The 20,428-nt window shown below is 69.5% G+C and carries 17 protein-coding genes; 11 read left to right on the plus strand and 6 right to left on the minus strand.

Annotated features, from left to right (window positions below; all coding sequences use genetic code 11):
* Nucleotides 1-314 precede the first annotated feature (314 nt).
* From BLQ91_RS03830 to BLQ91_RS03840, 3 genes are all read right to left on the minus strand, one after another.
* The gene (locus BLQ91_RS03830) at nucleotides 315-2,189 is read right to left on the minus strand and encodes an acyl-CoA dehydrogenase family protein (protein ID WP_090095168.1); all 1,875 of its coding nucleotides are present in this window, start codon (nucleotides 2,187-2,189) and stop codon (nucleotides 315-317) included.
* A 148-nt stretch (nucleotides 2,190-2,337) separates the two neighbouring features.
* The gene (locus BLQ91_RS03835) at nucleotides 2,338-3,030 is read right to left on the minus strand and encodes a DUF305 domain-containing protein (RefSeq protein WP_090095170.1); all 693 of its coding nucleotides are present in this window, start codon (nucleotides 3,028-3,030) and stop codon (nucleotides 2,338-2,340) included.
* Nucleotide 3,031: 1 nt separating this feature from the next.
* Nucleotides 3,032-3,859 carry a thioredoxin-like domain-containing protein gene (locus BLQ91_RS03840; protein WP_090095172.1) on the minus strand — a complete coding sequence of 276 codons (828 nt, stop codon included), beginning with the start codon at nucleotides 3,857-3,859 and terminating at the stop codon, nucleotides 3,032-3,034.
* Nucleotides 3,860-4,028: 169 nt separating this feature from the next.
* Between BLQ91_RS03840 and argS the strand changes: the two genes are divergently transcribed.
* From argS to rho, 6 genes are all read left to right on the plus strand, one after another.
* Nucleotides 4,029-5,657 (plus strand): arginine--tRNA ligase, encoded by a 1,629-nt coding sequence (argS, locus tag BLQ91_RS03845; protein WP_090095174.1) that lies wholly within the window; start codon nucleotides 4,029-4,031, stop codon nucleotides 5,655-5,657.
* Entirely contained in the window at nucleotides 5,657-7,075 is a 1,419-nt protein-coding gene (gene lysA, locus BLQ91_RS03850; RefSeq protein WP_090095967.1) for a diaminopimelate decarboxylase, read from the plus strand. Before argS ends, lysA begins: the two co-directional genes overlap by 1 nt.
* Nucleotides 7,072-8,373 carry a homoserine dehydrogenase gene (locus BLQ91_RS03855; RefSeq protein ID WP_090095176.1) on the plus strand — a complete coding sequence of 434 codons (1,302 nt, stop codon included), beginning with the start codon at nucleotides 7,072-7,074 and terminating at the stop codon, nucleotides 8,371-8,373. Before lysA ends, BLQ91_RS03855 begins: the two co-directional genes overlap by 4 nt.
* A complete protein-coding gene (thrC, locus tag BLQ91_RS03860; RefSeq protein WP_090095178.1) occupies nucleotides 8,370-9,437 on the plus strand; it encodes a threonine synthase in 1,068 nt (355 codons plus the stop codon). Before BLQ91_RS03855 ends, thrC begins: the two co-directional genes overlap by 4 nt.
* Nucleotides 9,434-10,288: a homoserine kinase gene (thrB, locus tag BLQ91_RS03865; protein WP_090095180.1), complete on the plus strand. Its 855-nt coding sequence runs from the start codon at nucleotides 9,434-9,436 to the stop codon at nucleotides 10,286-10,288. Before thrC ends, thrB begins: the two co-directional genes overlap by 4 nt.
* 321 nt (nucleotides 10,289-10,609) lie before the next feature.
* Nucleotides 10,610-12,634, plus strand: coding sequence for a transcription termination factor Rho (rho, locus tag BLQ91_RS03870; protein ID WP_090095182.1), 2,025 nt, complete (start codon nucleotides 10,610-10,612; stop codon nucleotides 12,632-12,634).
* Nucleotides 12,635-12,755: 121 nt separating this feature from the next.
* Here the strand turns inward: rho and BLQ91_RS03875 are convergent, their stop codons facing one another.
* Entirely contained in the window at nucleotides 12,756-13,142 is a 387-nt protein-coding gene (locus BLQ91_RS03875; protein ID WP_143022515.1) for a hypothetical protein, read from the minus strand.
* 254 nt (nucleotides 13,143-13,396) lie between these two features.
* Between BLQ91_RS03875 and rpmE the strand changes: the two genes are divergently transcribed.
* From rpmE to prmC, 5 genes are all read left to right on the plus strand, one after another.
* Entirely contained in the window at nucleotides 13,397-13,609 is a 213-nt protein-coding gene (rpmE, locus tag BLQ91_RS03880) for a 50S ribosomal protein L31 (protein WP_090095185.1), read from the plus strand.
* A gap of 88 nt (nucleotides 13,610-13,697) precedes the next feature.
* The gene (gene prfA, locus BLQ91_RS03885; protein WP_090095187.1) at nucleotides 13,698-14,762 is read left to right on the plus strand and encodes a peptide chain release factor 1; all 1,065 of its coding nucleotides are present in this window, start codon (nucleotides 13,698-13,700) and stop codon (nucleotides 14,760-14,762) included.
* Nucleotides 14,695-15,993, plus strand: coding sequence for an acyl-CoA thioester hydrolase/BAAT C-terminal domain-containing protein (locus tag BLQ91_RS03890; protein ID WP_143022516.1), 1,299 nt, complete (start codon nucleotides 14,695-14,697; stop codon nucleotides 15,991-15,993). The genes prfA and BLQ91_RS03890 overlap by 68 nt, the downstream gene beginning before the upstream one ends.
* A gap of 11 nt (nucleotides 15,994-16,004) precedes the next feature.
* Nucleotides 16,005-17,390 carry a dihydrolipoyl dehydrogenase gene (gene lpdA / locus BLQ91_RS03895; RefSeq protein ID WP_090095189.1) on the plus strand — a complete coding sequence of 462 codons (1,386 nt, stop codon included), beginning with the start codon at nucleotides 16,005-16,007 and terminating at the stop codon, nucleotides 17,388-17,390.
* 18 nt (nucleotides 17,391-17,408) lie between these two features.
* Nucleotides 17,409-18,284 (plus strand): peptide chain release factor N(5)-glutamine methyltransferase, encoded by an 876-nt coding sequence (gene prmC, locus BLQ91_RS03900; RefSeq protein WP_090095968.1) that lies wholly within the window; start codon nucleotides 17,409-17,411, stop codon nucleotides 18,282-18,284.
* On the opposite strand, the gene BLQ91_RS03905 is transcribed toward prmC, so the two are convergent.
* Together BLQ91_RS03905 and BLQ91_RS03910 are read right to left on the minus strand one after the other, a co-directional pair.
* On the minus strand, nucleotides 18,278-18,601 hold the full coding sequence (locus BLQ91_RS03905) for a hypothetical protein (RefSeq protein ID WP_090095190.1): 324 nt from the start codon (nucleotides 18,599-18,601) through the stop codon (nucleotides 18,278-18,280). The two genes, prmC and BLQ91_RS03905, sit on opposite strands and share 7 nt — an antisense overlap.
* Nucleotides 18,598-20,319 carry a hypothetical protein gene (locus BLQ91_RS03910; protein ID WP_090095192.1) on the minus strand — a complete coding sequence of 574 codons (1,722 nt, stop codon included), beginning with the start codon at nucleotides 20,317-20,319 and terminating at the stop codon, nucleotides 18,598-18,600. Before BLQ91_RS03910 ends, BLQ91_RS03905 begins: the two co-directional genes overlap by 4 nt.
* Nucleotides 20,320-20,428: the final 109 nt, after the last annotated feature.

Below are 20,428 nucleotides of genomic sequence, written 5' to 3' on the forward strand. Positions count from 1 at the left end.
TTTTGTGAGAGCGCGGGCGACGGACCCCGGTGCCGTGCTCTTCGGAGCTGTCGCGACAGGCACGCGAAATGGTCTTGAAAGTTACTCTCTGAGAGTAGTTGAACTGCTCCCACCTGGTGATTCACTCAATTGTCGTAACTGTTAACGGTGTTTTGTGGCTTAGCGTTACCAGAACCTCCACCTGGAGGGTTGTGTCCTTCCGTTGCAAGGGGAGTCGGTAGGGGGATGCGGGGGACGTAGCCCCCTACCGACCGTGCACTGGGCAGGTGCCGCGCCCGCACCACCATCAGCCTGCCCAGTGCAGCAACGGAGGGCTATCGGGGTGTCGGCCGGTGGACGTTCGCCGCAGTCGACTCGCGGTGGGCCGAGTCCGCGATCCACCGCCCCGGGGTGGACGCGTCGACGATGCCGTCCTCCAGCCACGTGTACGCGCCGTCGAGGACCTGCCCTGCCAGCACCTGGTCGCTGTCGTCGGTGTTCTTCCAGAGCTTCTCGAACAGCTCGTCGACCCGGATCCGCGCCTGCCTGGCGAACGCGTCCGCCAGCGCCCGCGAGTTCGGGTTCTGGTCCTGCGCCGCCCGCACGCACGCGGCGCTGATGGCGAACAGCTCGGCCCCGATGTCCACGATCCGGCTCAGGAACCGCTGCTTGCGCTCCATCTTCCCCTGCCACCGCGACATGGCGTAGAACGTCTGCCGCGCCAGCTTGCGCGCCGACCGCTCGACGAACCGCAGGTGCTTGGCGAGCGGCCCGAACTCGGTGTAGCCCACCGGCGTCTGGCCCTTGCCGACGATCAGCGTCGGGAACCACTTGGCGTAGAACCCACCGGCCTTCGCCGCCGCCTTCACCTTCGCCTGGCGGTCGGCGTCCGGGTCGATGATGTCGCCCGCGACGCTGAGGTGCGCGTCGACGGCCTCGCGCGCGATCAGCAGGTGCATGATCTCGGTCGAGCCCTCGAAGATGCGGTTGATCCGCAGGTCGCGCAGGACCTGCTCGGCCGCGATGCCGCGTTCCCCGCGCGCGGCCTGGCTCTCCGCCGTCTCGTAGCCGCGCCCGCCGCGGACCTGGACGAGCTCGTCGGCGACGAGCCACGCCTTCTCCGACGCGTAGAGCTTCGCCAGCGCGGCCTCGATGCGGATGTCGTGGCTGCCGGCGTCGGCGAGCTCGGAGCTGAGGTCCAGCACGGCCTCCAGCGCGTACGCCGTCGCGGCGATGTAGGCGATCTTGCCCGCGATGGCCTCGTGCCTGCCGACCGGCAACCCCCACTGCACGCGCTCGCCCGACCACTCCCGCGCGATCTTGAGGCACCACTTGGCACTTCCCGCGCAGAGGGCGGGCAGGCTGAGCCGGCCGGTGTTGAGGGTGGCGAGGGCGATCTTGAGGCCGGCGCCCTCCTTGCCGATGACGTTCTTCTTCGGCACGCGGACGTCGTGGAACCTCGTGACGCCGTTCTCCAGACCTCGCAGGCCCATGAACGCGTTGCGGTTCTCGACGGTGATGCCCTCGGCGTCGCCTTCCACGACGAACGCCGTGATGCCCCTGCCCGGGACCTGGGCCATGACGACCAGGAGGTCGGCCACCACGCCGTTGGTCGTCCAGAGCTTCACGCCGTTGAGGACGTAGTCGTCGCCGTCTTCCGTCGCGGTGGTGCCCAGCCGGGCCGGGTCGCTGCCGACGTCCGGTTCCGTGAGGAGGAAGGCGGTGATCTCACCCTTGGCGCACCTCGGCAGGAACTCCTGCTTCTGCTCGGGGCTGCCGAACATGGCGACGGGCTGCGGCACGCCGATCGACTGGTGGGCGCTGAGCATCGCGCCGATGGCCGGGTTGGCGCTGCCGAGGAGCATGAGCGCCTTGTTGTAGTAGACCTGGGTCAGGCCGATGCCGCCGTACTCCGGCTTGATCTTCATGCCGAACGCGCCGAGGTCCTTGAGGCCCTTCAGGACGTCGTCCGGGATCTGGGCGTCGCGTTCGACGACCGCGTTGTCGATGTGCTCTTCGGTGAACTTGCGCAGCTTTTCGAGGAACGCCTCGCCGCGGGCCCTGTCCTCGGCCGTGCCACTCGGATGGGGGTGGATGAGGTCGAGGCGGAAGTGGCCCAGGAAGAGCTCTTTGCCGAAACTGGGGCGCTGCCAGCGGGTTTCCCGTGCTTGTTCGGCGACCTTCCTGGCCGCGCGCTCATCGACGGTCATGGTTACCTCCGAGTAGGGGTGTGATCTACGTTACTCGGGGGTAGGCGGTTGTCCAGGTGCGTTGGGGTGCGTGCGGGGACTCGGGGCAAGCGAAAGGGCCGCCCCTGCCTTCCGGGGACGGCCCTCGCGGTCGATCGGCGGTACCGGGCTACGGCAGCGGGGCGGCTCCGCGCTTCGCCAGGTAGTCCTTCATCAGGTCGGTCTCGGCCGACTGCGACTTCAGCATGTTGTCGGCCAGCGTCTTCACGAACGGCAGGCCCGCTGTGGCCGAGGCGTACTCGGCCATCGGGGCGCCGCCCACGTGGTGGCGCAGCATCAGCTGGAGCCAGTACACGTCGAAGTCCCGGCCTGCCGCGACCGTGCGCAGCTTGGTGAGCTCCTCGGTGGTGGCCATGCCGGGCATGACCGGCTTGCCGGCTTCCGGGGTGGTGGCGCCGTGGCCGTGGATGCCCGCCGCGTCCATCCACTTCATGTAGACGCCGCTGATGTTCTGCTCGTGTTCGTTCCACATCATCAGCCAGCCCTTCATCCTGCCCACCTGTTCGAGCTGGGTGGAGGCGATGTCGAAGGCGAGCTGGCGGATCTCCGGGTCCGCGGAGCGGTCCCTGGCGATGTTGGCCATCTGGATGCCCTGCAGGTGGTGCATGGCCATGTCCTGGCAGAAGCCGACGTCCACGGAGCCGGAGGCCGGGGCCGCGGAGTCGCCGGTGGAGCCGGGGAGCTTGACGAGCAGGCCGACCGCCGCGCCGAGCAGGAGCACGGCGAGGACGGCGGCGCTGATCACGAGGGTCCGGGCGACCCCGGAGGCGGGGCGCCCGGACGCGGTCTCGTCAGAGGTCATGTCAGCTCGACGGCGGCGTCGAGGCGGTGCCCGACGGGGGCGTGCTGGGGTTCTGCTGGGGCTGGGGCTGGGTCTGCGAGTCGTCCTTGCCGCCGTCCATCGGCACGGCGTCGGCGCCCGGCTTCTCGGCCACGAACGGGGCCGGGTTGGCGAGGAACTGCGAGTTCTCGCAGGACGCGCCGACCTCGGGGTAGGTGTTCGCGTTGCGCAGCAGCGAGGAGATGAACTGGTCGATGCGCTCGTCGTCGGCGTTCTCGACCTTCAGCTGGTGGCCCCAGGACTGCAGGGAGATCGGCTTGTCGAGGCCGGGGAACGGCGACAGCATCATGTACGGGATGCCCTCGACCTTGGTCTTGAGCTTGGCGAGCGCGTCGTCCTTGACCTGGTCCGGGTTGTACGCGATCCAGACGGCGCCGTGCTCGAGGCCGTGGACCATGTTCTCGGTGCGGACGGCCTTGTCGTAGACCACGCCGGTGCAGTCGGCCCACTGGGCGTCGTGCGGGCCGCCGAACGCGGGGCTCTGGTCGTAGGCGACGCGCTGGGTCGGCTCGACGTGGCGGGAGCCCTTGTAGTCCTTGACCACGATGCCCGCGAGCTGCGTCGACGGGTCCTTGTTCGTGTCGGTGGGCTTCCACTTGGCCAGGGCGGCCTCTTTGACGTTGTTCGCGTGGATCTGCGAGTACGCATACCCGAAAACGCCGGCCGCGAGGCCGAGCACTGCGATCACCGCGATGATCGTGCCCCACGGCTTGGGCTTGCTCGCCACCACCGAGGAACGGGCTGCGGCCACGCTGTTGCGTGTGGCCTTCGTCTTCTTGCCGCTGGTCATGTCCGCCTCAGATGTCGTCCTGGTCAACCGGCGCCAGTGTAGGGACTCCGTGTCGGATCGCTGTCAGCGCAGGGCGATACCACGTGCGCGTTAACACTTGCCGTCTCACCCTCCGAGACCCGGCAACCCGGTCGAGACCTGCGACAACGCTTCTCTAAACTCTTCTGGCGTGACCCCAGAAGCGCTCGCCGATCTGGTCCGGACCACGGTTGCCCGGTTGCTGGCCGACCGACGTCTGGACCCTGCCGCTGCACCCGAGCGGGTGACGGTCGAGCGACCCAGGAACCCCGAGCACGGCGACTACGCCACCAACGTCGCGCTCCAGCTCGCCAAGAAGGTCGGCGTCCAGCCCCGCGAGTTCGCGACGTGGCTGGCCGAGGCCCTGCAGACCGAGGCCGCCGTCGCGAAGGCGGACGTCGCCGGTCCCGGCTTCCTGAACCTCACCCTCGCCGGCGAGGCGCAGGGAGCGATCGTCCGTGCGGCGCTCGAGGACGGCTACGGCACCGGCACCGAGCTCGCCGGCAAGCGGATCAACCTGGAGTTCGTCTCGGCGAACCCGACCGGTCCCATCCACCTCGGCGGCGCGCGCTGGGCGGCCGTCGGCGACGCGCTCGGCGAGGTCCTGCGGGCCCGCGGCGCCGAGGTCACCCGCGAGTACTACTTCAACGACGCCGGCGCGCAGATCGACAGGTTCGTCCGGTCGCTGATCGCCGCCGCCAAGGGCGAACCGGCCCCCGAGGACGGCTACGCGGGCACGTACGTGAACGACATCGCGGCCGAGGTGCTGCGCCGCGAACCGGGCGCCCTCGGCGACCCCGAGACGGTGCGCGAGATCGGCGTCGGGCTCATGTTCGAGGAGATCAAGCGCAGCCTCCACGAGTTCGGCACCGACTTCGACGTCTACTTCCACGAAGACTCGCTGCACGAGAGCGGCCGCGTGGACGAGGCCGTCGCGAAGCTCAAGGCCAACGGCTCGCTCTACGAGGAGGACGGCGCCTGGTGGCTGCGGTCCACCGACTTCGGTGACGACAAGGACCGCGTCGTCATCAAGAGCGACGGCGCGCCGGCGTACATCGCGGGCGACATCGCCTACCTCGTCGACAAGCGCGGCCGCGGCTTCGACCTGTGCATCTACATGCTCGGCGCGGACCACCACGGCTACATCGCGCGCCTCAAGGCCGCGGCGGCCGCCCTGGGCGACGACCCGGACAGCGTCGAGGTGCTCATCGGCCAGTTGGTCAACCTCGTCAGCGAGGGCCAGCCGGTGCGGATGAGCAAGCGCGCCGGCACCGTCATCACGATGGAGGACTTGGTCGACGCGGTCGGGGTCGACGCCGCCCGCTACGCCATGATCCGGTCGTCCGTCGACTCCGGCCTCGACATCGACCTCGACCTGCTGCGCAAACACAGCAACGAGAACCCGGTCTACTACGTGCAATACGCGCACGCGCGCACGTCGTCGATCCTGCGCAACGCCGCTGATCTCGGCATCACCCCAGGTGAGGACTTCGCGCTGCTCACCCACGAGCGCGAGGGCGACCTCATCCGCACCATCGGCGAGTTCCCGCGAGTGGTGGCCACCGCCGCCGAGCTGCGCGAACCGCACCGCGTCGCCCGCTTTCTGGAGGAGCTCGCGGGCACGTACCACCGCTTCCAGCAGGACTGCCGCGTCCTCCCCCGCGGCGATGAGGAGACGACTCCGTTGCACCAGGTCAGGCTTCAGCTCGTCAACGCGACCAGGCGCGTGTTCGCCGCGGGCCTGCGCCTGCTCGGCGTCACCGCCCCGGAGCGCATGTGATGCGCGCGCACCCGGCCGGACCCCGGCACGCCGACGTCATGGTCCCCGGCAGCACCGCCGGGGACCGTCCCACCGCTACCGACCAGCTCGACTACCTTCACCCGAACGTGTGGCCGCGCAACGCCCGGCGCAACGACGCCGGCGTCGTGGAGCTGGCGGGCGTGGACGTGCGCGGGCTCGCCGAGCAGTACGGCACCCCGTTGTTCGTCATGGACGAGCAGGACTTCCGCGCGCGGTGCCGCGAGCACGCCGAGGCGTTCGGCGACCCGACGCTCGTGCACTACGCCTCCAAGGCGTTCCTGAGCGTGCAGGTCGCCAAGTGGGTGGCCGAAGAGGGCCTCTCCATCGACGTCTGCAGCGGTGGCGAGCTCGCCATCGCCCTGCGCGCGGACTTCCCCGCCGAGCGCATCGCGTTGCACGGCAACAACAAGAGCGTTCCCGAGCTGATCGCGGCCGTCGAGGCGGGCGTCGGCGGGGTCGTGCTCGACTCGTACCACGAGATCGCGCGCCTCGACCAGATCGCGCGCGAACGCGGTGTGGTGCAGCCGGTGCTGATCCGCGTGACGGTCGGCGTCGAGGCCCACACGCACGAGTTCATCGCGACCGCGCACGAGGACCAGAAGTTCGGCTTCTCGCTGTCCTCCGGTGACGCGGCCGAGGCCGTGCGCCGCGTGCTCAAGGCAACAGGCCTGGAGCTCGTCGGCCTGCACAGCCACATCGGCTCGCAGATCTTCGACGCCTCCGGCTTCGAGGTCGCGGCCCGTCGCGTCATCGGCCTGCTCGCGGCCATCCGGGAGGAGCACGGCGACGTCCCGTCGCTGGACGTCGTCGACCTCGGCGGCGGTCTCGGCATCGCGTACACGCCGGACGACGACCCGCCCCCGCCGGCCGAGCTCGCGCGGCAGCTGCACAACATCGTGCAGAAGGAGTGCGAGCACAACGGCTTGGAGATGCCTCGGATCGCGGTCGAGCCCGGCCGCGCGATCGTGGGCCCCGGCACCGTCACCGTGTACGAGGTCGGCACGATCAAGGACATCGAGCTCGACGGTGGCGCGCGGCGCCGGTACGTCAGCGTCGACGGCGGCATGAGCGACAACATCCGCACTGCCCTGTACGACGCGGTCTACGACTGCAAGCTGGTCTCCCGTGCGTCCGAGCCCGAATCGAGGGCCGTGCTGTGTCGTGTGGTGGGCAAGCACTGCGAGTCCGGTGACATCGTCGTCCGCGACTGCTGGCTGCCCGACGACCTGGCGCCGGGCGACCTCGTTGCGATCGCCGCCACAGGGGCCTACTGCTACTCGATGGCGAGCGGGTACAACCGACTTCCACGGCCCGCGCTCGCCGCGGTGACCGACGGAGAGGCGCGGCTGCTGCTGCGTCGCGAGACCGAGGACGACCTGTTCCGTCTGGAGGTATGAAAGCCGTGAAACCGATTCGGGTCGCCTTGCTGGGGTGTGGCACGGTGGGCACGGAGGTAGTCCGGCTGCTGACGGACCAGGCAGAGGACCTCACCCAGCGCATCGGCGCGCCGGTGGAACTCGCCGGCATCGCCGTGCGCAGGCCGAACAAACACCGCGAGGTGCCGGAGCACCTGCTCACCACGGACGCCGCGGCGCTCGTGAAGTCGGACGACGTCGATGTGATCGTCGAGGTCATCGGCGGCATCGACCCGACGCGTGGTCTCCTGCTGGAGGCGTTGCGGGGCGGCAAGTCCGTCGTCACGGCGAACAAGGCGTTGCTGGCCGAACACGGGCCCGACCTGTTCGAGGCGGCCGACGCGTCCGGCGCGGACCTGTACTTCGAGGCCGCCGTCGCCGGCGCGATCCCGTTGCTGCGCCCGTTGCGGGAATCCCTCGCGGGAGACCGGATCACGCGCGTCATGGGCATCGTGAACGGCACCACCAACTTCATCCTGTCGGCGATGGACGCCACGGGCGCGGGCTACGCCGAGACGCTCGAGGAGGCCTCGCGCCTCGGTTACGCCGAGGCCGACCCGACCGCGGACGTCGACGGGTTCGACGCCGCGTCGAAGGCCGCGATCCTCGCCTCCCTCGCGTTCCACACGCGCGTGACCGCGTCGGACGTCTACCGCGAGGGCATCCGCGCGGTGTCGGCGGCGGACATCGCGGCCGCCAGGGGCCTCGGCCGCACGGTCAAGCTGCTCGCGATCTGCGAGCGCGTGGTCAGCCCGTCCGGCCAGGAATCAGTCGCGGTTCGAGTCCACCCGGCCATGATCCCCAGGACGCATCCGCTGGCGAGCGTCAACGGTGCGTTCAACGCGGTGTTCGTCGAAGCCGACGCGGCGGGGGAGATGATGTTCTACGGGCAGGGTGCCGGTGGCGCCCCCACGGCGAGCGCGGTCGTCGGCGACCTGGTCGCCGTGGCGCGCAACATGGTCGCGAGCGGACGTGGTCCGCGCGAGTCGGCCTACGCCGCGCTGCCCGCGCAGCCGATGGGCAACACGCCCACGCGCTACCACATCAGCCTCGACGTCGCGGACAAGGCGGGTGTCCTCTCGCAGGTCGCCGCCGTGTTCGCCGAGCACGACGTGAGCATCGCCGCGGTGCGCCAGGAAGGCCGCGTCGAGGACGCCAGCCTGGTGATCGTCACGCACGCGGCGACCGACGCCGCGCTGCGGTCCACTGTGGACAAAATCGGTGGCCTCCCCGTGGTGCGGGACGTCGTCAGCGTCATGAGGGTGGAGGGCGAAGAGTGAACGCCTCAAGAGCGGGCTGGCCCGGACTCATCAACGCCTACCGGGACCGCATCGAGATCCCTCGCCTGAGTGATGGTTCCGATGCCGAGATCGTCACGCTGCACGAGGGCGGCACGCCGCTGGTGCACGCCAAGCGCCTCTCCGCCGCCACCGGCTGCGAGGTCCACGTCAAGGTCGAGGGCGCGAACCCGACCGGCTCGTTCAAGGACCGCGGCATGACCGTGGCGATGACGTACGCGCTCGCGTCCGGCCTCAAGGCCGTGATCTGCGCCTCCACCGGCAACACCTCCGCCTCCGCCGCGGCCTACGCGGCCAAGGCGGGCCTGACGGCGGCCGTGCTGGTGCCCAGCGGCAAGATCGCCATGGGCAAGCTCGCGCAGGCCGTCATGCACGGCGCGAAGATCCTGCAGATCGACGGCAACTTCGACGACTGCCTGGAGCTCGCGTCGAAGACCGCCGCCGAGTACCCGGTCACGCTGGTGAACTCGGTCAACCCGGTCCGCCTGGTCGGCCAGCAGACCGCCGCGTGGGAGGTGGCCGACGTGCTCGGCCGGGCCCCGGACGTGCACTGCCTGCCGGTCGGCAACGCGGGCAACATCACCGCGTACTGGAAGGGCTACACGTCCTACGACAAGGGCCTGCCGAAGATGTTCGGGTTCCAGGCCGCCGGGGCCGCGCCGCTGGTCAGCGGCCAGCCGGTGCCGAACCCGGAGACCATCGCGACCGCCATCCGGATCGGTTCGCCGGCGTCGTGGGCGGGCGCCGTCAACGCCCGCGACTCCTCGGGCGGCCTGATCGACGCCGTCACCGACGAGCAGATCCTCGCCGCGTACCGCCTGCTGGCGTCGTCCGAGGGCATCTTCGTCGAGCCCGCGTCGGCCGCGTCCATCGCCGGTCTGCTCAAGACCGCCGAGGACGGCAGGCTGCCGAAGGGGTCCACCGTTGTGTGCACCGTCACGGGCCACGGTCTGAAGGACCCCGACACCGCGTTGCTCGGCACCACCGAGGTCGAGCCGGTCCCGGTCGACCCCGGCGCCGTGGCGCACGCGCTGGAGCTCGCGTGAAGTTCCTCGTCTCCGTCCCCGCGTCGACCGCGAACCTCGGTTCGGGGTTCGACGCGCTGGGCATGGCGCTCGGCATGTACGACGACGTCGAGGTGGCCGGCGGCGAAGGTGTCGAAGGCCTCTCGATCACCGTTGACGGTGCCGGATCCGGTGACGTCCCGCTCGACGAGACCCACCTCGTCGTGCGGGCCGTCCGCGCCACCGGCTACACCGGTGGACTGGCCCTGAGGTGCCGAAACACCATCCCGCACGCACGGGGACTGGGCTCGTCGGCCGCCGCGATCGTGGCGGGTGTCGCAGCCGGGTTCACCCTGACGGGTCGCGAGTTGGACACGGACGCGTTGCAAATCGCCGCCGAGTTCGAGGGCCACGCGGACAACGCCGCCGCCTCGCTCTTCGGCGGTGTCGCCGTCGCGTGGTCGGAGGGCGAGCGGTACCGCGCCGTCCGGATGGACGCCGACGCACGCGTGCGCCCGGTCGTCCTCATCCCGTCGCAGGAGTCGTCCACCAAGACCACGCGCGGCCTGCTGCCGGCCGAGGTGCCCCACGCGGACGCGGCGCACGCCGCGGGGCGGGCCGCCCTCGCGGTGCACGCGCTGACGTCCGATCCGTCGGTTCTCCTTGCCGCCACTGAGGATCGACTCCACCAGAACTACCGCGAACCCGCATGGCCGGACACCGTTCGGGTGATCAACGATCTCCGCAAGCTCGGTGTTCCCGCCTGCGTGTCCGGAGCGGGACCCACCGTGATCGTGTTCGGCGACCTCCCCGCCGAGGTCGACACGCACGGCTTCGACGTGCGCAGACTCGACGTCGACGCCGCCGGCGTGCGCGTTCGTCCATTGGACTGACACACCCGGACCCGGTTGTTGCATGGTGGAGGAGCGGCGTCTACCCTCGGGGGCGATCAGTCACCGCGCGCACGGGCGCCGGTGTCGCGCCCGGACACTCGTTCCGGGTCGCAATCCTTTTGTGTTCCGGCTCTGTGCCGTGCGGGCGGAGCAGACGCAAAAGAGGCACCCGATCGCCGTGTGACCTGAGAAAAGTCCCGTGCTTGCCGGAAGCTGTGTGTGCTTCCGTCTGCATCGGACTGACCGTCGTTCCCCAGTTGAAGCGGGAAGACGGGTCCGCTGGGTCGCGTAGGAGGCGGGGCCTGGTCAGGAAGGACATGTGTGAGCAACACCGATTTGCTGAGCAGCGACGTCGCAGCTGCGTCTGGTTCTGGAGCCGAGGAGAACGCTCTGTCCACCCCTTCGAACGGCACGACGCCGCGCCGACGCGCGGGTCTGTCCGGCATGGTGCTCGCTGAGCTTCGAGAGCTCGCGGGCCAAATGGGCATCACCGGAACCGCAGGCCTGCGCAAGGGCGACCTGATCGCGGCCATCAAGGAGAAGCAGGGCTCCGGCGCCCCGGCCAAGGCGGAGAAGCCCGCGAAGGCCGAGAAGGCCGCCGCGAAGGCCGAGGTCCCCGCCGAGAAGCCCGCGGTGAAGGCCGAAAAGGTCGCCGAGAAGCCTGTTCAGCAGCAGCTCGACGTAGCGGAGAAGCCCGCTGCCGCCGAGCCCGGCGCTGGTGACGACGCCCGGTCGTCCGAGGACGGTGGGCGCCGCGGTAACCGTCGCCGCCGTTCCGGACGCGGTGGCGGCGGCGCCGAGGGCGAGGGCCAGCAGCAGTCCGAGCAGCGTCCCGACCGCGGCGAGCGGTCCGAGCGTTCTGACCGCGGCGAGCGGTCTGAGCGTCCCGACCGCGGCGAGCGCCCGGAGCGTTCTGACCGTGGTGAGCGCCCGGAGCGTTCCGACCGTGGCGAGCGTCCGGACCGTGGTGAGCGTTCCGACCGCGGCGACCGTGGCGAGCGTGGCGGCCGTGACCGCAACCGCGACCGCGGTGAGCGTTCGGACCGCGGCGACCGTGGCGACCGCAACGACCGTGGCGGCCAGCTGGACGGCGACGACGAGGGCGGCCGTCGCGGCCGCTTCCGCGACCGCCGCAGGCGTGGTGGCCGTGGCGAGGGCCAGGACGGCGGCGGTCGTGGCGACCGCGAGACCGAGGTGCGCGAAGACGACGTCCTGCTCCCGGTCGCGGGCATCCTGGACGTGCTGGAGAACTACGCGTTCGTCCGCACCTCCGGCTACCTGGCGGGCTCGAACGACGTCTACGTGTCGTTGTCGCTGGTCCGCAAGTACGGCCTGCGCCGTGGCGACGCCATCACCGGCGCCGTCCGCCAGCCGCGCGACGGCGAGCAGCAGCGCCAGAAGTTCAACCCGCTGGTCCGCGTCGACAAGATCAACGGCTTGGACCCGGAAGAGGCGCGCAACCGCCCGGACTTCACGAAGCTGACGCCGCTCTACCCGAACGAGCGGCTGCGCCTCGAGACCGAGCCGCACATCCTCACCACCCGTGTCATCGACCTGGTGATGCCGATCGGCAAGGGCCAGCGCGCCCTGGTCGTGTCGCCGCCGAAGGCCGGCAAGACCTCGGTTCTGCAGTCGATCGCGAACGCGATCACGACGAACAACCCCGAGTGCCACCTGATGGTCGTCCTCGTGGACGAGCGCCCGGAAGAGGTCACCGACATGCAGCGCTCGGTGAAGGGCGAGGTCATCGCCTCGACCTTCGACCGGCCGCCGTCGGACCACACGACCATCTCCGAGCTCGCGATCGAGCGGGCGAAGCGCCTGGTCGAGATGGGCCACGACGTGGTCGTGCTGCTCGACTCGATCACGCGACTGGGTCGTGCGTACAACCTGGCGGCGCCGGCTTCCGGCCGCATCCTGTCCGGTGGTGTCGACTCGACGGCGCTGTACCCGCCGAAGCGGTTCCTCGGAGCCGCTCGGAACATCGAGAGTGGCGGGTCGCTGACCGTCATCGCGACGGCGCTGGTCGAGACCGGCTCCGCGGGTGACTCGGTGATCTTCGAGGAGTTCAAGGGCACCGGCAACGCCGAGCTCAAGCTGGACCGGAAGATCGCGGACAAGCGGACGTTCCCGGCTGTCGACGTCGACTCCTCCGGTACCCGCAAGGAAGAGCTGCTGCTGTCGCCGGATGAGATGGCGGTCACGCACAAGCTCCGCCGGGTGCTGCACGCGCTCGACGGGCAGCAGGCCATCGACCTGCTGCTGGACCGGCTGCGGAAGTCCCGTACCAACATCGAGTTCTTGATGCAGGTGGCGAAGACGACGCCCGGGGCCGAGCAGGACTGATCCTGACGCCAGTTCCCCGTGAAATTGCCCCCGCTGCTGGTCAGCGGGGGCTTTTTCGTCGGGCGTCACGCGAATGCCGAGGGGTGCGCCGGGTTCCGCTCCGGCCTTGCGCGGCGGGCGGTCAGCGGCAGTCGGCGGTTCGCCGGTTCTCGTCGTTCTGGACGAGGCACTGGAACACCAGGCCCAGCAGCACCGGTACTCCCACGACCGTGGTGACCAGCGCGGGGATCTCCACCGCGCCCACCAGCACACCGACCGCCAGGACCGCCGCCAGGTAGGCCCACCGGAACCAGGTTCGTTGCCAGGTGCGCTTCCAGCGCACGCTGCCCGAGGTGGCTGCGGCCACGGCCACGCCGGCGCCCGTCACGACCGGTGACAGGGGGACGGTGGTCCAGGCGGCCGTCAACAGCCCTGCCGACCCCATCAGGCCGAGCACGGCGGCGGAGAACAGGAACGGCACAGCCAGCCACAGCAGCGGGCTCGTCGGCCGTTCGGCTACGCAGAACACCGGCACAGTCTGCTGGACACCGACCGGCGACGCGGAGTCGTATCCAGCCGAACGGTTGCGCCTTGCGCCGAACGGCGTATCGCGGAGGTTGAGCGGCTGTGACTTCGACCACGCACAAGGCCTCGTGCATGCATCGGGAACAACCGCGTTTTTGCACGTGTTGAACGGTCTGGCAAACTAAACGGTCGAGTCCGGCTCCGGTTCACCCGTTCACCAACTGGGACCCGGCGGCCATCCTTGAAAGGGACAAGATCTTGAAGAGTGGAATTCACCCCGAGTACACCGCCACCGAGGTGACGTGCAGCTGTGGCAACAGCTTCACCACCCGCAGCACCACCTCGGCGTCCGAGGTCCGCGTCGAGATGTGCTCGAACTGCCACCCGTTCTACACGGGCAAGCAGCGCATCCTGGACACCGGTGGTCGTGTGGCGCGCTTCGAGGCGCGTTACGGCAAGCGCAACAAGTAGCTGCTTTCACGGCGCCTGACCTCGGCCTTCACGGCCGGGGCGGGCGCCGTCGCCGTTTCCGGGGCAACTCAAGACGAAAGCAGGAGAAGTGTCGCAGTCGCTGGACAGCTTGCTCGCCGAGTACGACGAGCTCGAGAAGAAGCTCGCGGACCCCTCCGTGCACGCTGACCAGGCGGGTGCGCGCAAGCTGGGCAAGCGGTACGCGCAGCTCGGTCCCATCGTGCAGACGGCCAGGGAAATCGAGCAGGTCCGCGACGACCTCGAGGCGGCCAAGGAGCTCGCGGCCGAGGACAGGACGTTCCAGGACGAGGTCGAGCAGATCGAGCAGCAGCTCCCCAAGCTGGAGGAGCGGCTCACCGAACTGCTGCTGCCGCGTGACCCGCACGACAGCGACGACGTGCTGCTGGAGATCAAGTCCGGTGAGGGTGGCGAGGAGTCCGCGCTGTTCGCCGGGGACCTGCTGCGCATGTACACGCGGTACGCCGAGCGTCAGGGCTGGAAGGTCGAGATGCTCGACGGCACCGACTCCGACCTGGGCGGGTTCAAGGACGTCACGGTGGCCATCAAGGCCAAGGCCACGACCCCGGACGGGGTGTGGAGCCGGCTGAAGTGGGAGGGCGGCGTGCACCGCGTGCAGCGCGTGCCCGTCACCGAGTCGCAGGGCCGCATCCACACGTCCGCGGCGGGTGTCCTCGTCTTCCCCGAGACCGAGGAGACCGCCGAGGTCGAGATCGACGAGAAGGACCTGCGGATCGACGTCTACCGCTCGTCCGGCAAGGGTGGTCAGTCGGTCAACACCACCGACTCCGCGGTGCGCATCACGCACCTGCCGTCCGGCATCGTCGTCTCGTGCCAGAACGAGCGCAGCCAGCTGCAGAACAAGGCCCGCGCGATGCAGGTGCTGCAGTCGAGGCTCGCCGCTCTCGCCGAGGAGCAGAAGGCGCAGGAGCAGTCGGACGCGCGCCGCACGCAGATCCGCACCGTCGACCGCAGTGAACGGGTGAGGACCTACAACTTCCCCGAATCACGCATCTCCGATCACCGCGTTGGGTACAAAGCGCATAACCTGGACCAGGTCCTCGACGGTGACCTGGACGCGGTGGTGGACGCTCTCGCCGCCGCTGACCGGGCGGAACGGCTCGCAGGCGGGTAATCCGACGTGGGAGGGGCGCGTTGTGGCCGAGATCCTGGTGAATCCGCAGACGGCGCCCCTCGACCAGCCGGTCGAGGCGCGGGTCGTCGGCCTGGAACCGGGCCAGACGATCACAGTGCAGCTCTCCACGGGTGAGCGCGCTTCTCATGCCGTGTTCGACGCGGATGACCACGGTGTCGTAGACCTCACCAGGCACGCGCCTGTCGAGGGCAGCTATCGCGGTGTCGACCCGATGGGGTTGTTCTGGTCGTTGGAACGCACGGGTGGCAAGCCCGGCCCGACCGTTCTCTCCGTTGAGGGCGTGGGGGATCGCGTTCTCGACCGGCTGGCGGTGCCAGAGGGCGTCGAACGCCAGGAGGTCCGGGAGAACGGACTCGTCGGCACGCTGTTCGCCCCCGAGGACGACGGAGGCGACCTTCCGGGCGTCATCGTGCTCAGCGGCTCCGAAGGCGGCCTGCACGAGACGGACGCTGCGCTGCTGGCCGCGCACGGGTTCGTCACGTTCGCGCTCGGCTACTTCGGCTTGCCGGGGCTGCCCGAGCACCTCGTGGACGTCCCGCTCGAGTACTTCGGCAAGGCCATCGACCACCTCAGCGAGCGCGCCGGTGAGATCGGTGTGGTCGGCGGCTCGCGCGGCGGTGAGCTGGCGTTGCTCGTCGGATCGACGTACTCCCAGGTCAAGGCCGTGGTCAGCGTCGTGGGCAGCGGTGTCGTGACCCAGGCGATCGGACCGGGCGCGAACCTGCTGCAGAAACTCTCGTACGAGGCGGCGTCGTGGACGCTCAAGGGCGAACCGCTGCCGTACCTGCCGTACGAGATCGGCGACGAGCTGCGCACCAGGATCGTCAACGACGAACCGGTGCCGTTGCGGCTCGCGTTCAGCACCGAGGACGGCGTCCCGGAGGACACCGAGGTCCCCGTCGAACGGATCGCCGGAGGTGTGTTGCTCATCTCGTCCGGACAGGACGACGGGTGGCCGTCGACGGAGCTGAGCGACGTCGCGCTGCGGCGGCTGAAGGACCACGACCACCCGTTCGCGCACGAGCACGTCGTGTATCCCGAGGCAGGACACCTGATCGCGGGCCCGCCGCACCGGCCGGCCACCGAGGTGACCTACCCGGGACCCGGCGTCACCTTCTCGGGTGGTGGGACTCCGCAGGCCACCGCGCACGCCCGCGCCGACGCGTGGAAACGGACGGTTGAGTTCTTGCGGGAGCAGCTCGGCACCTAGGCTGTGTGCTTATGAGCGCACACTTTGATGTCGTCGTCGTGGGTGCGGGTCCCGGCGGGTACGTCGCCGCGATCCGTGCGGCTCAGCTCGGGCTGAAGACCGCCATCGTCGAGGAGAAGTACTGGGGCGGCGTCTGCCTGAACGTCGGCTGCATCCCGTCGAAGGCACTGCTGCGCAACGCCGAGCTGGCGCACCTCTTCACGCACGAGCAGAAGACGTTCGGCATCAAGGTCGACGGCACCGTCAGCTTCGACTACAGCGCGGCGTGGCAGCGCAGCCGCAAGGTGGCGGACGGGCGCGTCAAGGGCGTGCACTTCCTGATGAAGAAGAACGGCATCACCGAGTTCAACGGGTGGGCCAACTTCACCGACGACCACACGCTGACCGTCGGGGACGAGACGATCACCTTCGGCCACGCGATCATCGCCGTGGGCGCCACGACCCGGATGCTGCCGAACACGCAGAAGTCCGACCGCGTCGTGACCTACGAAGAGCAGATCATGACCGAGGACCTGCCCGAGTCGATCATCATCGCCGGCGCGGGCGCCATCGGCGTCGAGTTCGCGTACGTCATGCACAACTACGGCGTGAAGGTCACCATCGTCGAGTTCCTCGACCGCATGGTGCCGCTCGAGGACGAAGAGGTGTCCGCCGAGCTGCTCAAGCGCTACAAGAAGCTCGGCGTCGACGTGCGCGTCGGCACGCGGGTCGAGTCGATCGACGAGTCGGGCGAGAAGGTCCGCGTCACCGTGTCGAAGAACGGTGCCGAGGAAGTCCTGGAAGCCGACAAGGTCATGCAGGCCATCGGCTTCGTGCCGCGCGTCGAGGGCTACGGCCTCGAGAACACCGGCGTGAAGCTCACCGAGCGCGGCGCGATCGACATCGACGGCCGCGGCCGCACCAACGTGCCGCACATCTTCGCCATCGGTGACGTGACCGCGAAGCTGATGCTTGCGCACACCGCCGAGTCCATGGGCATCATCGCCGCGGAGACCATCGCGGGCGCCGAGACCATGGAGCTCGACTACGTGATGATCCCGCGGGCGACGTTCTGCCAGCCGCAGATCGCCTCGTTCGGCTACACCGAGAAGCAGGCCCGCGAGAAGGGCTTCGACGTCCAGGTCGCGAAGTTCCCGTTCACCGCGAACGGCAAGGCGCACGGCCTGGCCGAGCCCGGCGGTTTCGTGAAGCTGATCAGCGACGGCAAGCACGGCGAGCTGCTCGGCGGCCACATCATCGGCCCCGAGGCGACCGAGCTGCTGCCCGAGCTCACGCTGGCGCAGCAGTGGGACCTCACGGTCCACGAGGTCGCGCGCAACGTCCACGCGCACCCGACGCTGTCGGAGGCCGTCAAGGAAGCGGTGCACGGCCTGGCCGGGCACATGATCAACTTCTGAGAAGGCGACTTCTCGATGATGAACCGGCAGCCGCTGCGCCTCGCGATCTCCGAGGCGGCCAAGATCCTCGCCGAGGCGGGGGTGGACAGTCCGCGCGTCGACGCGGAGTACCTGGCCGCGCACGTGCTCGGGGTCGAGCGCGGACGGCTGCCGCTCATCCCGCTGGTCGACCCGCCGGTGGTCGACCAGCTGCACAAGCTCGTGCGCACGCGTGCCTCGCGCGTTCCGCTGCAGCACATCCTCGGCTGGGCGCCGATGGGCTCCATCTCGGTCGAGGTCGGGCCGGGGGTGTTCGTGCCGCGGCCCGAGACCGAGTTGCTCATGGAGTGGAGCCTGAAGGCGCTCGCCGGCGTTTCCGCCCCCGTCGTCGTGGACCTCTGCACGGGAACGGGCGCGCTGGCGCTGTCGATCGCCGCTGCCCGTCCCGACGCGGTGGTGCACGCGGTGGAAATCGATCCGCAAGCGCTTGCGTGGACGCGTCGCAACGCGGACGCGCGGGTCGCCGCCGGGGACACACCGATCCGGTTGCACTCCGGTGACGCCACGGACCCGTCCCTGCTGTCCGATCTGGACGGCCAGGTGGACCTCGTCGTGTGCAACCCGCCCTACGTGCCGGAGGGAACGCCCGTGCAGCCCGAGGTGGGCGTGCACGACCCGCACCACGCGGTGTTCTCCGGGCAGGACGGGCTGGACGTGATCCGGCACGTCGTGCGGGCCGCCGCGCGGTGGCTCAAGCCCGGCGGGTCCGTCGGCATCGAGCACGACGACACGCAGGGGGAGTCCGTGCCGGCGCTGCTGTCCGCGCGCCGGGTGCTCACCGACGTCGCCGACCACCAGGACCTGGCCGGGCGGCCCCGGTTCGCGACCGCCCGCAGGGTCCAGGGCGGTCAGTAGAGGGCGGCGAACGCCTTCGCCAGATCCTTCATCTGCTCGCCGAGACCGCGGTCCGCCAGCTTGTCCATCAGGTGGTCCGTGACGTCCTTGCGGGGCTTGGGTTTGCGCGCCTCCGCCCGCAGGTCGTCGACTGCCTCGACGGTCGACGTGGGCGCCTGGGCCTCGTTCAGGTCCTCCCGCAGCTCGTCGAGCAGCCGCAGGACGGCGCTGACGTCCTGGATGTGTCCGATGTGGACGTCGCCCGCCCTGGCGCGCCCGCTCGTCCCGACGTTGCTGCCGATCACAGGCCCCTGGATCTCGAACTTCCGGTTGTTCATGAGGTTCCCCTCGTGGTGGTGCCACTGGTGTTGCCCGCGCGTGCCTTGCCGGTCGTGGCGATGTTGCTGGAGATGACCGGGCCGGTGATGTGCACGTTGTTGCTGGTCACCTGCATGGCCTGTGCCATGAACTCGGTGACCGAGATGCCCTTCTCCTCCAGGAACTCGCCCAGCGTGCGCAGCAGCCGCGACTCCAGCACCTTCACGTACCGCTCGATGTCGGTGAGCTGGAAGTAGTTGTCCACCTGGCTCCGGCTGGCCAGCTCGCGCAGGCTGGTCGTGGCGCCGTACCGACCCGCGACGAACGTCCCCTCGGCCTGGTTGACGGGTGTCAGCCACCCCACGGCCGTCGCGAACCGCTTCGGCAACGACGCCGGGAACCTCAGCAGGTCGACCAGGGCGTCGAGGAACGGCCTCACCGACTGCTCCGCCAGCACGTCGATCTCCCGGTGCCGGGCGTGGATCGGATGGAGGATGCAGGGCGTCCACTCGACGTAGAGCATCTCCTCGTCGAGCCCGAAGGTCAGGTAGGCGGAGACGACGACATCCCGGTCCCACGTCTCGACCTGGAACGAGCGGAAGTAGCGCATCCACTCCATCGGCTCGGTGATCAGACGGTCCACAACGGACCTGCCGACCGCCGACCGCGGCGCGTGATCCTTGTCCGGCAACACGATCCGAGCCTCGGCGTCGTCGATGTGGTCGACCAGCTCGACGGAGGAGATCACGACCCGGTCGCCGGTCCTCATCTCGCGCAACCGGTGGCCCGGGGAGAACGACGGCGAGCGGCCCGTCTTGACGAGCTCGCTCGTGATGCGTTCGTACAGCTCGGGAAGGGCGAAACCGGGCAGTGGCGCGCCGGTCCCGTCTCCGGCGTGCTCGAGGGGCAACGCCATCGACCACGGTTCGAACATCACGCCGGAACCGATGAACGGCCGATAGCCGTGGTAGACGATCACCTGCGCCGCGTCCGGGTCGTCAGGCCCGCCGTCCTCGTCGGTGGGGTAGAGCGCGAGCGCTCCGGCGTAGCTCGCGTGCCCAAGCCGCCGGATGGCCCACTCGTTTCGCCACAGCTCCCGCTCGCCCCGGCTGGTGCGGAACCCGTTGCGCCGGAAGCTCTTCGTGACCAGCAGCCAGATGATGACCCGGTCGGCCAGCAACACCGCAAAGATCAGCGCGATCCCGATGATCACGAACGTGAACTCGGCGTCGCTGTGCGTCGGCCCGCACACCTCCGACCTGCGCCTGCAGTAGTTGCTGATGTCGTCGAACTCTTCGATGAGCTTGGACAGCGCGAACAAGAGCGCGATCGCGCTGACGATCGCGCCGAGCGCGGCCGGCCCTCGACCGTGCGGCGAGACCCGCCGTTGACGCAAGGACGCGAGCTTGCTCCCGCTCGCCACCGCGACCATCGCCGCGACCAGCAGCCACGCCACGGCCAGCGTTCCGGTCGCGGCGAACAGCACCAAGACCGCCAGCAGCAGCAGCAGCCCGTCGCGCACTTTCCGCCGCGTGCGCCCTGCCACCGCCTCCCGCAACACCGCGCCGGCGTTGACCCCGGGCGAGCGCGGAATCGACCGGGTGGACTCCACCAGGTACTCGCGAATGGCCGAGTCCGCGAACTCCTCGTCGCGGTGAGCGGCTCCGCAGAGGAAGCGGGTCGTGTCGTCGCGCGACCTCGAAGAATCGTTTCCCTTCGCCGTCGCCGGTGTTGACATTGTCCTGTCCACTTTCTGTCATTGAATCGAGCACTTCGCGTATGTGCTGGTCAGGGACGTTGCGAGACATGGGCAACACGCATTTCCATTCCGAGGGTGGCACAATAGT

Source organism: Lentzea jiangxiensis (assembly GCF_900104175.1).
Lineage (GTDB): Bacteria > Actinomycetota > Actinomycetes > Mycobacteriales > Pseudonocardiaceae > Lentzea > Lentzea jiangxiensis.

What these genes read in the sequence shown, in the direction of transcription:
- lysA (WP_090095967.1), top strand. Translation starts at nt 5,657, where the DNA reads ATGCGCGCGCACCCGGCCGGACCCCGGCACGCCGACGTCATGGTCCCC.
- BLQ91_RS03910 (WP_090095192.1), bottom strand. Translation starts at nt 20,319, where the DNA reads ATGTCAACACCGGCGACGGCGAAGGGAAACGATTCTTCGAGGTCGCGC.
- BLQ91_RS03855 (WP_090095176.1), top strand. Translation starts at nt 7,072, where the DNA reads ATGAAAGCCGTGAAACCGATTCGGGTCGCCTTGCTGGGGTGTGGCACG.
- prmC (WP_090095968.1), top strand. Translation starts at nt 17,409, where the DNA reads ATGAACCGGCAGCCGCTGCGCCTCGCGATCTCCGAGGCGGCCAAGATC.
- lpdA (WP_090095189.1), top strand. Translation starts at nt 16,005, where the DNA reads ATGAGCGCACACTTTGATGTCGTCGTCGTGGGTGCGGGTCCCGGCGGG.
- BLQ91_RS03905 (WP_090095190.1), bottom strand. Translation starts at nt 18,601, where the DNA reads ATGAACAACCGGAAGTTCGAGATCCAGGGGCCTGTGATCGGCAGCAAC.
- BLQ91_RS03835 (WP_090095170.1), bottom strand. Translation starts at nt 3,030, where the DNA reads ATGACCTCTGACGAGACCGCGTCCGGGCGCCCCGCCTCCGGGGTCGCC.
- BLQ91_RS03840 (WP_090095172.1), bottom strand. Translation starts at nt 3,859, where the DNA reads ATGACCAGCGGCAAGAAGACGAAGGCCACACGCAACAGCGTGGCCGCA.
- BLQ91_RS03830 (WP_090095168.1), bottom strand. Translation starts at nt 2,189, where the DNA reads ATGACCGTCGATGAGCGCGCGGCCAGGAAGGTCGCCGAACAAGCACGG.